Source organism: Sporosarcina thermotolerans, assembly GCF_042658975.1.
In the GTDB taxonomy this organism is placed as follows: Bacteria; Bacillota; Bacilli; order Bacillales_A; family Planococcaceae; genus Sporosarcina; species Sporosarcina thermotolerans.
Window position 1 is genome coordinate 454244 of record NZ_JBHSRM010000013.1, and the last position, 12794, is coordinate 467037.

Annotated in this window: 16 protein-coding genes and 1 other annotated feature; all 16 genes read right to left on the reverse strand. The window is 40.2% G+C overall.

Features of this window, described 5'->3' with window-relative positions; translation table 11 throughout:
• Positions 1 to 159 precede the first annotated feature (159 nt).
• Positions 160 to 371, reverse strand: a binding site (T-box leader).
• Between the two features lie 56 nt (positions 372 to 427).
• Complete coding sequence (locus ACFPZG_RS10115) at positions 428 to 934, reverse strand: DivIVA domain-containing protein (protein WP_317940134.1); 507 nt, start codon at positions 932 to 934, stop codon at positions 428 to 430.
• Between the two features lie 90 nt (positions 935 to 1024).
• Positions 1025 to 1801 carry a YlmH family RNA-binding protein gene (locus tag ACFPZG_RS10120; RefSeq protein ID WP_283731668.1) on the reverse strand — a complete coding sequence of 259 codons (777 nt, stop codon included), beginning with the start codon at positions 1799 to 1801 and terminating at the stop codon, positions 1025 to 1027.
• A gap of 51 nt (positions 1802 to 1852) precedes the next feature.
• Complete coding sequence (locus ACFPZG_RS10125) at positions 1853 to 2143, reverse strand: YggT family protein (protein WP_283731667.1); 291 nt, start codon at positions 2141 to 2143, stop codon at positions 1853 to 1855.
• 25 nt (positions 2144 to 2168) lie between these two features.
• Positions 2169 to 2615, reverse strand: coding sequence for a cell division protein SepF (locus ACFPZG_RS10130; RefSeq protein ID WP_283731666.1), 447 nt, complete (start codon positions 2613 to 2615; stop codon positions 2169 to 2171).
• Positions 2612 to 3307, reverse strand: coding sequence for a YggS family pyridoxal phosphate-dependent enzyme (locus tag ACFPZG_RS10135; protein ID WP_283731665.1), 696 nt, complete (start codon positions 3305 to 3307; stop codon positions 2612 to 2614). The genes ACFPZG_RS10130 and ACFPZG_RS10135 overlap by 4 nt, the downstream gene beginning before the upstream one ends.
• Before the next feature lie 71 nt (positions 3308 to 3378).
• Positions 3379 to 3621: a PRC-barrel domain-containing protein gene (locus ACFPZG_RS10140; protein WP_283731664.1), complete on the reverse strand. Its 243-nt coding sequence runs from the start codon at positions 3619 to 3621 to the stop codon at positions 3379 to 3381.
• Between the two features lie 77 nt (positions 3622 to 3698).
• Positions 3699 to 4481 (reverse strand): RNA polymerase sporulation sigma factor SigG, encoded by a 783-nt coding sequence (sigG, locus tag ACFPZG_RS10145; RefSeq protein WP_381426999.1) that lies wholly within the window; start codon positions 4479 to 4481, stop codon positions 3699 to 3701.
• Between the two features lie 93 nt (positions 4482 to 4574).
• Positions 4575 to 5276 carry an RNA polymerase sporulation sigma factor SigE gene (gene sigE, locus ACFPZG_RS10150; protein WP_283731663.1) on the reverse strand — a complete coding sequence of 234 codons (702 nt, stop codon included), beginning with the start codon at positions 5274 to 5276 and terminating at the stop codon, positions 4575 to 4577.
• Between the two features lies 1 nt (position 5277).
• Entirely contained in the window at positions 5278 to 6132 is an 855-nt protein-coding gene (locus ACFPZG_RS10155; RefSeq protein ID WP_283731662.1) for a sigma-E processing peptidase SpoIIGA, read from the reverse strand.
• Positions 6133 to 6456: 324 nt separating this feature from the next.
• Positions 6457 to 7617 (reverse strand): cell division protein FtsZ, encoded by a 1161-nt coding sequence (ftsZ, locus tag ACFPZG_RS10160; RefSeq protein ID WP_283731661.1) that lies wholly within the window; start codon positions 7615 to 7617, stop codon positions 6457 to 6459.
• Between the two features lie 39 nt (positions 7618 to 7656).
• Positions 7657 to 8940: a cell division protein FtsA gene (ftsA, locus tag ACFPZG_RS10165; protein WP_283731660.1), complete on the reverse strand. Its 1284-nt coding sequence runs from the start codon at positions 8938 to 8940 to the stop codon at positions 7657 to 7659.
• Positions 8941 to 9034: 94 nt separating this feature from the next.
• A complete protein-coding gene (locus ACFPZG_RS10170) occupies positions 9035 to 9406 on the reverse strand; it encodes a small basic family protein (RefSeq protein ID WP_317940246.1) in 372 nt (123 codons plus the stop codon).
• A 2-nt stretch (positions 9407 to 9408) separates the two neighbouring features.
• Positions 9409 to 10128 carry a DUF881 domain-containing protein gene (locus ACFPZG_RS10175; protein WP_317940136.1) on the reverse strand — a complete coding sequence of 240 codons (720 nt, stop codon included), beginning with the start codon at positions 10126 to 10128 and terminating at the stop codon, positions 9409 to 9411.
• Between the two features lie 27 nt (positions 10129 to 10155).
• The gene (locus ACFPZG_RS10180; protein WP_283731658.1) at positions 10156 to 10875 is read right to left on the reverse strand and encodes a DUF881 domain-containing protein; all 720 of its coding nucleotides are present in this window, start codon (positions 10873 to 10875) and stop codon (positions 10156 to 10158) included.
• Positions 10856 to 11668, reverse strand: coding sequence for a cell division protein FtsQ/DivIB (locus ACFPZG_RS10185; RefSeq protein WP_283731657.1), 813 nt, complete (start codon positions 11666 to 11668; stop codon positions 10856 to 10858). Before ACFPZG_RS10185 ends, ACFPZG_RS10180 begins: the two co-directional genes overlap by 20 nt.
• A gap of 18 nt (positions 11669 to 11686) precedes the next feature.
• Entirely contained in the window at positions 11687 to 12775 is a 1089-nt protein-coding gene (gene ftsW, locus ACFPZG_RS10190) for a putative lipid II flippase FtsW (protein ID WP_317940138.1), read from the reverse strand.
• Positions 12776 to 12794: the final 19 nt, after the last annotated feature.

Consider the following 12794-nt stretch of genomic DNA (forward strand, 5'->3'; position numbering starts at 1 on the left):
TAACTTCATCCTGTTCGCAACGCTCCGCTTTTGCTCACAAACACCGTTCTTCGTGACGGTGTTCGCTGGAGTCGCCGCCTTCCGCTCCAATCAACGGAAAATCTAAAATAACAATAAATGTTCTTAAGTGGTGAAGAATATAAAAAACCCCGCCCCTAAAAAAGGGACGAGGTTTTGTTCTCGCGTTACCACCCTAGTTGCAATATGAACTCATATTGCCGCTCAGAACACCATAACGGGGTGCATCCGGGATTGGTTTTGGTCAATCCGGCTCTAAAGTGATTTTCGTTTCCGTTCATCGACCAGGCTTCCACCATCCCCGGCTCGCTATACGTGTATACGGAAAGTACTCTCTCTGTCAACGCCTATTCCTGCTTATATGGTAATTATTATATGCGTGTTGGAAATAGTTTGTCAAGCATCCTTGTTATTCAACATCAGAGGCAGCTTCAAGTTCTTCTGCATCTGGTCGATATTCCATAAGTCTTTCCCAATCATCCGTTTTAATCATGTCGAGTTGAGCCTCGATTAACATACGGAATCGATTTCGGAATACTTTTGACTGTTTTTTCAAATCTTCAATTTCCATAGCAATCTTCCTAGCACGGGATAGTGCTTCGTTAACAATACGGTCTGCATTCTTTTCCGCTTCTTTAACGATAAGCTTGGATTCTTGAAGTGAATTCCTTCGCACATCCTCTGCCGCTTCTTGGGCAATTAAAATGGATTTTTGCAATGTCTCTTCTATGGAATTAAAGTGGGAAATCTTTTCCTTCGTTTCCTTAAGACTATTTTTTAATGTCTTGTTCTCCTCAAGAACATTTTCGTAGTCCTTCATGATTTGTTCAAGGAATTCATTGACCTCATCTTCATCATACCCGCGGAAGCCACGGCTGAATTCCTTATTATGTATATCAAGCGGTGATAATGCCATCTGCTGTTTCCTCCTCTTCAAATCTTCTTATTCTTATTATACATGTACACAAAAGATAAAACAGCAGTTTTTATACAGATGTCTGAAAAATCATTCTAACTTCCCTATCAACAATCTAATTTTATCTTTTCGTGTTCTGCCTTCAATCGACATAATTTTAAAACGCCCAAAACCTCTAATCGAAAGGATATCTGATTCATTCACTTCAAACGCTTGCTGATTACGAATAACGTGATTCACTTTCACTTTATCATTCTGAACAAGTGCGACCGCTTTTTGACGCGGATAATTCACTAACGAAGCGACAATTGAGTCGAGACGTAAAGAGCTGATTGTATGAAGCTCCTCTTTCCATGATTCTGCCATCACGATTAGGTCGTCCGCGGAAGTGACTTCTTCAACACGTACTTTGGATTTACCGATTGAAGTTAAGTTAGCGATAAGATAATCTTTCATCTCTTCTGCTGCGGTGAATTGAGCGACACCTTCCTTAAGGCGTATATCTCCAAATTTCGAACGGTCGATACCGAGTGCCATAAGTGATCCTAAAATGTCACGATGTTCAACCGACATGAATTTTGCAGGATACCTAACTGAAAAAACAATTACTTGAAAATCTTCATCTTCGGGTTCGTAATAATCCGGATAGATTAAAGCGCGTTGACGTTCCGGTTCAAGGAAGGCACCGTTTACCGCAAATTGCAAACCAGAGCCTCCTACGATGGAACTTAAAATGAAAATCTGTCTCGGATCAAGAAAACCAGTTAACTTCGGAGAATACGTATCCTCAACTTCCCGCGTCCACCCGACTACAGTTTCTATGAATGGCTGCTCGTCTTTTCTAAAATGTTGTAAGATGGATTCCATTGTTTACGACTCCTTACGATGATTGAGAGAATGCCCTTTATAGAAAAAACCTCACATGAGTGAGGCTCTGATTAACCTATATACTTCAAATACGCCTCTTGTAATTAAATAATTCAAGACAAAAATAGCAACGATCGGCGAAATATCAATCATTCCAAGTGGTGGAATGAATCTGCGGAAAAAGGCCAAATAAGGCTCAGTTATCCGGCTTAAGAGTATACCAAATTTAGTTTCCCTCGATGCTGGTACCCACGACATTAAAATATATATAATGAGGAGTATCATGTAAAGTTGTATTCCCTTAAATATTAGACCAAATATCAAATCAACAGCTTGTATCATATCAGTTTCTACACCTCATCCAGTTCTATCTTTCAAAAAAATCCGAAATGGAACCTGCCACTTCGACGTTCTCAGGCACGCATAAAAAAATATCAGTTCCGATACGTTGAATATCTCCCCCAAGCGCATAAACTGTCCCACTTAGGAAATCTACAATACGGATACCTTGATCTCTTTCAATTCTTTGTAAATTTACAACTACTGCCCTTTTATTCTTCAAGTGTTCGGAAATATCCTGTGCTTCTGCATAAACCCTTGGTTCAAACAGGACAACTTTTGAAGACTTCTGAAGGCTTTGCAAGCTTACGACCGTGCCTGGTTGCTGTGTTTCCGCCACTTGCTGTTTTCGTGATGCCACTTTCCTTGGCTGTTGTTCCTGAGTAGGCGGCTGTTGTCGAACAGGCTGCTCTTGTTGGATTTCCTCTTCATCTTCAAGATAAAACCATTTTTCAAACTTTCTTTTTATACTCATCCGTCTCCCTCGCTTTCCAATCCGACTAAAGCGGTACCGATTCTAATATGGGTTGCACCTTCTTCTATTGCTATTGTGTAATCATTTGACATTCCCATAGATAATTCTGTGCAAGGTGCATTTATTAAGTTAAGAGCAGCTATCTGGTCACGAAGGACACGTAACGACCGGAATACCGAACGGATTAAATCCTCATCCTCTGTAAATGGTGCCATTGTCATTAATCCGATGACACGTATTTTATCAAATTCCGATAATTCACGAAGAAACCCTTTTAGTTCTTCCGGTTGAATTCCTGATTTGGATTCTTCTCCTGAAACATTCACTTGTAAAAAGCAATCAATAGTAGATGCTGCCCTTTTTTGAATCTCTTTTGCAATAGTTATCCGATCAAGGGAATGAAGAAAATCTACTTTATCAATGATGTCCTTAACTTTCCTACTTTGGACGTTCCCGATGAAATGCCAGTTGATAGTATCCAAGGTAATCTCTTCCTGTTTTCCTAAAAGTCCCTCAGGCCGATTTTCTCCAAGGTTGTCTATACCGGCTTTAATAACTTCCTGCGTTCTTTCGACTGAAACTTGCTTTGTTACGGCAATAACAGTTATATCGTTTCTTTTACGTCCTGAACGTGTGCAGGCAGCTTGAATCTCTTCTTCTATAACTTTCATTCGTTGTTGAAGTGTTTCCAATGCAATCACTACTTTTCGGGTTACTTTGCTTTATTGTATCAAGTGAATGCTCACATATCAATGATAAGTCATCATGTATCGGTCTTTTTACCGACTAACACAATATCTTTTCCTATTGTTAACACATCGTCATATTTAACTTGCTTCAAATCTTTAATTTTTGAATCTAAAAAAAGCGACCTTTCTGCCCCTCCAACTTGTAAAACTGCAATCTTCCCGTTTTTCATATCAATTGTTGCATCTTGAACAAATCCCAAGAACGATCCTTTTTTCACTTCAATTACTTCTTTTTTTTGCAAATCGGAAAATCTCATCTACATTCCTCCTTTTTACAGGATATGCGTAATGCGGCAAGAAAAAAACGCAATGCATTTGCATTGCGTTACCGTCATCATTTATTTTCCATACCTTCACGAATAATTTGAATGGCGTTTTTCTCTAACCTTGAAATCTGTGCTTGGGAGATACCTAATTCTTTAGCTATTTCGGTCTGAGTCTGCCCTAAATAAAATCGTTTAGAAAGGATCAATTGCTGTCTTTCCGTCATTCCTGAAACAGTTTCCTTTACTGATACATAAGTGAGCCAACGCTCTTCTGATACTTTTTTATCTTGTAACTGGTCCATAATATAGACTGGATCTCCACCATCCCCATTCATTGGTTCATGTAGGGACATTGGATCTTGGATTGCATCCAAAGCAAACAATATATCATCTTCAGGAATACCTGTAATTTCGGCCAAATCGGAGATTCTTGGTTCTTTTTGATGATCATTGACAAATTGTTCCTTCGCCCGAATTGCTTTATAAGCAATATCTCTGAGAGATCTGGATACCCTAATAGCATGGTGATCCCTTAAATGCCTTTTAATTTCACCAATAATCATTGGTACGGCATACGTTGAAAATCGGACATTATGTTTCAAATCGAAATTGTCAATTGACTTCAATAAACCGATACAACCTACCTGAAAAAGATCGTCTGCTTGTTCACCCCTATATGCAAATCTTTGGACAAGGCTTAGCACCAATCGCAAGTTCCCAACTACAAGTTCTTCCCTTGCAGATTCGTCACCATTTTGAAGCCGGATAAACGTTTCTTTCATCACTTCATTCGTCAGTAATGGCAAATTGGACGTATCGATTCCGCATATTTCCACTCTTGTACGCATCATTCGCTTTTCCTCCGCATTCTGTAGATGACTGTACGAAATAGTTTGTCCTCAGTCTTGCAGAATATGCGAAATTCGATTCTCCAATTTCAACCATTAGGCAATCGGATGGTTCAATCTATCCCTTAATTCAGAGATGATTTTCTTTTCAAGACGTGATATATAAGATTGCGAAATACCGAGTAATTCAGCTACTTCCTTCTGTGTCATTTCCAAATGTCCGGTTAAGCCAAATCTACATTCCATAATATATCGTTCTCTTTCATCCAACGTACTAATTGCCTCAATCATATGTTGTCTCTCTAATTTTTTTTCAACATCATCAATAATAATATGCTCGTCTGTGCCCAATATATCCGAAAGCAATAATTCATTGCCATCCGCGTCCGAGTTCAAAGGTTCATCAAATGAAATTTCCGATCTTGTCCGGTTTGTTTTACGTAAGTGCATCAAAATTTCATTCTCAATACAACGTGAAGCGTATGTCGCTAATTTAATATTGCGATCGCTTTTAAATGTTTCGATCGCTTTTATAAGTCCAATAGTGCCTATACTTATTAAATCTTCAATATGTGTATTCGTATTATCAAATCTTCTTGCAATATAAACGACAAGTCTTAAATTCTTTTCGATAAGAGTGTCTCTTGCATCCATGTCACCTTCCATAAATGCTCGAATTGTTTGAGCCTCTTCTTCTCTTGTTAACGGTTTTGGTAGTGATTCGTGGCCCCCAATGTAATATGTGCCACTTTTTCTTTTTGAAAAGAAACTTTTAATAATTGATAACCAATTTTTCATTTTATGCCACATGTTCTGTTCCCCTTTCTTCCGTTATTGATTCCAATGCAGAGGCATGCAGAATGGCGGCTGCGCCTTCGGGATAACGATTATCTTCCTTTGTAAGGACAATATAGCCTGTTGGCAACTCACTTCCTTCCCCGATGACCCAATGGTCGAATTTAAAACCAACTGCCCAAGAGGCACCCTGCACTGTTTGAAGGCGGATAAGACGTGCATTTTTTTGATACTGTTTGGGAATCTTCGAAAGTTGATGCATGTCTTTGGTATTCCATGTATGCAAAGGCTTTACAAGCTCCTTGGGTATAATGGACTCAACAGCTTTGAAAGATACGAAGTGAACCGCTTCGCCTGTAAGAGGTTCAATACACCGATTTCCGGTATCGATGAACACTTGAATCGTAGTTGTTCCTTCCCAAATTGATAGCACCGAAGTGTATGAAAAAGTTGACATCTGACGGGCCATTCTTACATCCAACCATTTTGTTTTTAATAAGTACAATGAAATATAAGCTAAAAGTGCACAAACAAAGACGGTCACTCTGGCATCAGAAAACATGAATCTGTCAGTGAATACGGTTAGTACTCCTCCGGCGAAAAGTGCGCCTATAAGTACAATGAGTGAGGGACCTTTCCAAGCAGTGAAAGATACCCCAAAGGCACAAACAACCATTCCTAAAAAAGCGATTACAATTGCGAAAGCAGAGTTAGGGAAGAGTGTGACTGGAAAGGCGCCAATGAATGATGCAAGTAGGAGGCGTTTCCAGGTTGTCTGTGACTTGGCCATTCGGCTGGCGAATGAAAGAATTGCATAGTTGAATACCATGTTAATACCAATAATGATTTCCCCATACATCAGCCCACCCTCCTTGAAAGTAAGGATAACACTCAAATTCTGCAATGTTTGTCGGAATGAGGATGAATTTTGAGTAAAAATACGACAAAATCTGAAGTCCAAATGAAGTATGTTGTGTTACGAAGAGTTTATGTTGTGATACAAGGGAGTTACTTTTAAGTTGTGATACGGTGGTTACATTGTGATACGAACGAGTTACGTTGTGATACGAAGCTTTTACATTGTGATACGACCAAGTTCCATTGTGATACAAATCCCTTAAATGAACATCAAAAAAATCCCCGGCTTGTCCATTTGGACTCCGGGGATTTTCTATTCAAAAGATTATCTTCTTTGACGATTACGCAGGAAAGTTGGAATATCCAATGCATCATCCTGCTGATTGCTTTGCTGTTGTCTTCCCATCTCAGGTTGATGGTATTGTTGTTGTGGCTCTTCCCTACGTGTATGCATTGTTGTTACTGGTTGCTGTTCACGTTGACGAGTTGCGCCGAAGCCTGGGTTTCTTGTAGCCTTCGAAGGGCTTAACTGTTCTTCATTGAAACCTGTAGCAATAACGGTAACAACAATTTCATCTTTCAAATTATCATTGATGACGGAACCGAAAATCATATTTACATCTTCGTCTGAAGCAGATGCCACTATATCAGCAGCCTCTTGAACCTCAAACAAGCTTAAATTGGAACCGCCTGTAATATTCATCAAGACACCTTTAGCGCCATCAATAGAAGTTTCTAAAAGTGGACTTGAAATCGCTTTTTTCGCAGCTTCTGCAGCACGGTTTTCACCAGTGGACATACCGATACCCATAAGTGCAGAACCTTTATTTGACATGATTGTTTTCACATCGGCGAAATCCAAGTTAATAAGCCCTGGCACTGCAATTAGATCTGAAATACCTTGTACACCTTGTCGAAGGACATTGTCAGCTTCACGGAAAGCTTCCAACATTGGTGTATTCTTATCGACAATTTCCAATAACTTATCATTTGGAATGACAATTAGCGTATCGACCGATTCTTTCATTGCAGTAATTCCACCGATTGCTTGTGTTTGGCGTTTTCGACCTTCAAACGTGAATGGACGCGTAACAACACCAACTGTTAATGCGCCAAGATCCTTAGCCACTTGGGCGATAACAGGAGCTGCACCAGTTCCAGTTCCGCCTCCCATTCCGGCTGTTACAAAGACCATATCTGCACCACGAAGTGCTTCTTCAATCTGTTCACGGCTTTCTTCTGCTGCCTTCTTACCTACTTCAGGATTTGCCCCGGCACCAAGTCCGCGTGTCAGTTTTCCACCGATTTGCAATTTCACTTCAGCTGCAGATAGGTTAAGTGCTTGTGCATCCGTATTCACCGCGATGAATTCTACGCCTTGTACTCCATGTTCGATCATGCGATTAACCGCATTGTTTCCTCCACCACCGACTCCAATCACCTTTATGACTGCGAGTGCATCGATATTTGTATCAAAATCCAGCATTGTCTCTCCTCCTAATCCCAATCAGACCGTTTTTTTTGGTCATTCAAAAAATCCATCGAAAAATTTCTTAGTCTTGCTCATGAAGCTTGATTTTTTCTCTTTATTCTGTACCGTAGCCTTCTTTTTCGGTGTTGAAGGGTAATCCATATCACTATGAGCTGCTGCAGATTGAGATTCTGCTGAAATACCAAAATAGGAATCTTCCATATTAGCATAACGGATAAGACCCACAGCCGTCGAATACATTGGTTCGCGAACACCGATATACTCAGGTGTATGGATACGAACCCTTGTCTTCAAGACATGTCTTGCAAGCTGCAGGATGCCCTCTAACTTGGTAGTCCCACCAGTCAATACGACTCCGCCAGGCAAATCTCGAATCCCCATTCGGTAAAATTCTTCTAGCACCAAGTCGAATAATTCTTCCAATCGGACACCAATGATTTCCGATATGTATCGTTGACTATATTGATCTTTTGAATCGGCACCAATGACAGGAACTTCAAAAAGCTCATCATCAGATGCATCATCATAAAAGGCATGTCCAAATTGATGTTTGATCTTCCTGGCTTGTTCAGTAGGAGTTTTTAAAATAATGGACAAGTCCTTTGTTATATGGTCTCCTCCGACTGGAATGACTGTGGTAGACATGAAACGGTTATCCTCGAAAACGGTGATAGTTGTCGAACCTCCACCAATGTCGATGAAAGCCGTGCCGTGATTCATCTCATCTTCCGTTAAAGCAAATGTACCTGCTGCCAAAGGTTGAAGATAGATTTCACGTATTACCAGCCCAGCCCTTTCAACGCATCGTAAAATATTATGCACCAATGTTTTGGAAGTAGTGATAAGTGTACCGTCCAGCTCGAGACGAACGCCTATCATCCCGCGTGGGTCTTTAATTTCATCATAATCGTCGACAATAAATTGTTTTGGGATGATATTAACTATTTCCCGATCAGGAGGAACCGACATGACCTGAGCAGATTTCATAACACGACTCAAATCATCATCCGTTATCTCCCTATTCTCCGAATTAACAGCGACAACACCTTTAACGTCCTGTAAATGAACGCCATTAGCGGGGACACCCAATATAACTTCCCGAATTTGCATGCCCGTCATCCGCTCCGCCTGTTCCACCGCTTTTCGGATTGACTGGACGGTCGCATCTATGTCGATTATCGTCCCTTTTCGAATTCCGGCCGATTGGACGTTGCCAACTCCAATCACATGGAGGGAGCCGCTATCCACTTCGCCAATCAGCACTTTGACTGACGAAGATCCTATATCAAGTGATACATATGTTGTAGATTGATTCAATTCCCGGCACCTCCTATTGCTGTCCTTACCTTACATTCTATTGTATTAGAGTCATATTGTCTAAATATTTTCGCCATCTTTCCCTCAAATCCTTTCATTCCTGAAATTTCTTTTCAGAAACCTTTCCTCGTTCCGACCATTTCGTTAGCAAAATCCTTCTTATAACTGCGATATTTTGGAAAAGTCTTACCCCAAATGCGAATACCGCTGCCAAATATAGATCTACTCCCAGATGTACACCGAGGAATGCCAAACCGGCAGCAAGGGCGATATTAAAGAAGAAGCCCGAAATAAAAACCTTATCATCATAAATTTGTTGAAGGTGCGCCCGTATCCCACCGAATAATGTATCCAGTGCAGCTAATACGGCGATTGATAAATAGTTGCTATAAAGTTGTGGAATTTGAATATCTGATAACAGACCAAGCGAAACTCCAAGTATTAAGCCAAGCAACGGCAACCACATTGTCATTCCCCTTTCGGCAGCTCCTGCAAATACAGATTTTCAAATTTCTCAGGCCATCCACGAATGCTTACATCATTCACTGGCTGATTAATATCTAACACTAAATTATCAAGATAAAAATCATCATGAATGGATGAGGCCAATAAATAATTATAAAGCTTTTCACTGTCGGACATTGTAGGTGAAATAATCTTAATCTTAAAAGGTGGTGTCGAAACATTGAGTCCGTTTACTGATGTATAACCATTTATGACCCTTATCGAGCTCATCACTGTATACCGCTTACCGTCAATCTCCATGGTGATCCCTTTAAACCGATTCACCTCGTTGACAAAACGTGTCAATAAATCTGATGAAATACTCGTGATTGGTATTCCATACGCTACACTTTCAGGTGATGGATTGATTTCAATAGTAATACCGGGTCCGGTTATATCCGTTGTCCCCGCTTTGCGGTTTAGTTTATCCACCGTATCATTCAAGGCTTGTCCAGCACTGGACTCGCTCAGCGACTTATAAGTCGATATTGTTTTGTCCAAATCCCTGATTTCTGATAGTAGCTCCGAATGAAGTTTCTTTTCCTCTGCCAACTCTTGTCGAATTGCCCATATATCCCTCGTATCACGTATCTTAGGATTTTTCACTGAATTATACTGAATGGCAATCATGAAGCCGATTAACAGAAGGACCATAGTGAATTTCCAATTGATTGCCTTATTCATGGATCCCCCTCCCTTTACTACAGCAGTTTACGATTCATCCCTCAATGCAGGTAATTTCAGCACTTTCAATTGTTCAAGGGTTACCTCAATATTGTCGTGGACAAGGCCATCAATAACCCCTCCGCCAAGACTTAGTGATGAAGATAATATATTCGCGTCTCCAATTGCTTCAACTACGAAAGGTGCAGGTAAAGTGCGGCCGTCAATCTGAATAACGGGTCCTGTGCATTTTATATATGAATTTGAAGATATCCTTTGGCCATTGATGGCGATACCTTGTGCACCGGATATTTTCAATTCGTTTACAACTCGTAGCACATGACTTTCATGCACAATATAGTCGTTCGGATTTTGTTCGATTGGATCATAATCCCCATCTTTCAATGTAACGCGGACTCCGGGTCCAACTGCCGGAATAACCCCTAAAAGTAAACGTAGATCTTTAGCTTCTTCAACAAGTACTGCATGATTCTCTTCGTTTTCAGAGAAAGATTGTTCAAATTCACGGATTGCTGCTTGTTTTGACCGCATCTCGTCTGTTAGTTCCTTATTTCTTTCCTTTTGAACAATTAAATCCGCACGATATTGCTCTTCCTCTTGAAAAGTGGGTGATGGGGAAGTTTCTCCACTGTCCTTACCTAAAGTACGATAAGAAAATGCGAAGATAAATCCAAGGACCAAAAAGACAAGGGAGTACAAAATATATCTGCCTTTCTTTTTATTTTCCTCACTCATTTTCTTCGCCATCTACATCACCTTCTCCTTCTCCATTCCCCTCCATTTCTAGTTCCTTCTCAATTCCGTAAACTTTGTTAAATGGGGAAAAATATGTACCGACTTCCATATCGATTATACCTTTTTCCATGCCCTCTAATTGAGATGTAATTTCTGGATAGTAATCCATTTTCTCCGCGAAAGTCGGAATAATAGCATGGACTTCATATCCATCATCCATATAGGCCGTTATTGTATCGGGATATTCCTCAGTTCCTGTATATATAATTTCAGAAATTAAGTGCAGGACATCCTTGTCCATCTTCATAAGTTGATGAGTCAGCTTTTTCCTTATGTCGGGCTTGTCCAAATGATTCAATATCGGGACATTTGGATAATTGTTGTCACTTGAAATAAGTTCACCATTCTCCAACAATAAATCAAATTTTCCGCTGTTCTCCATATAGGCAACCATTTTCCACTCAGTTATGGAAATTTCAATATCCCTAAAAAGTTTTCTTGATACGGATACTTTACTGACGCCTTCGATTTTCAAAAGTTCTTTCTCAATTTCTTTTGTGTCGAACCCCCAATATGGACTACCTAAAGGGACACCACTCTTTTCGAAGTAAAACTGATCATCATACAGTTCCGCGCCATGGATTTCAATCGCCCCCACTTTACTAAGCGGTGATTGGAAATATAGTAGCACAAGGAGGGCTATGCAGAATACGGCAATGATGAAAATGAATTTTTTATTCGTTTTCCTTCGCCGTTTTTCCCGCATGGACGGTATTCTTTCTTCGATGTCAATCACTTTATCCATGTGTTAGCCCCCCCCTTTTTAGGTTTTTTTATAAAAGGCAAAGTGTAAAATAGTTCCTACGGCCATCCATGTCGTTAGCAAGGAAGAGCCACCATAACTAATGAACGGTAAAGTTACCCCGGTTACAGGTAGTAATCCAGAAACGACACCAACGTTAAGGAATGTTTGAAAAATGATCATGGAAGCCATTCCCGCTGTTATTAAAAACGCTTTGTAATCATGCGTTCGGATTGCGATACCAAAGGCTGATAAAAGCAGTACTGCAAATAATAACAATATGAATGTAGCTCCTATAAAACCGGTCTCCTCAGCAATTATTGAAAAGATGAAATCATTTTGCGGTTCCGGCAGGTAAAGGTATTTTTGCCGACTATTGCCATATCCATGACCAAATAATCCACCTGGGGCAATTGCAAACAGTGACTGGATTCCTTGAAACCCTTTTCCAAGGGGGTCATTCCATGGGTCTATATATGATTTAATACGGTCAATCCTGTATGGGGCCGAAATTATCAATACCACAAAGGCACCGATTCCAGTCATACCAAGAATTGCGAAAAAGGATAATGGATAGCCTGCAAGGAATAGAATTACGAACGCTGCAACAATCATTATCACAGTTGATCCAAGATCCGGTTGCAACATGATTAAACCTGCTGGAAGTAAAATTAATACAAAATGACTCAACCTAAATGGACTTTTCCCAGAAGAGTTTTTAACACTGGAAGCAAGTTTTCCGATAAGGGCAACTTTGACAAACTCTGCGGGTTGGATGCTGAATGGGCCGAGGGCTATCCAACTTTGAGAGCCGTTCCTCACCGCTCCAATTCCAGGAATCATGACAGCGACTAATAAGATAATTGTTATGTAATAAAAGGCAGTCCAAAATGATTCATTGGATGTCCATTTCCCTTTCATCAACATTAGTGCGACAAAGATTGATATTACCATGTATATACCCTGTTTTACTATGAATGGGGATGAATCCGCGTAGTGGATTTGTCCCCAATATGAACCAGCAGAATGGACAAAAATCAAGCCAATTAGTGATAGTGATACTGCCGAAATGATGAAGGCAGCTTTCAATTTCTGATCCAGTGAACGCATCCTTCCGTGTTAGTGTTAA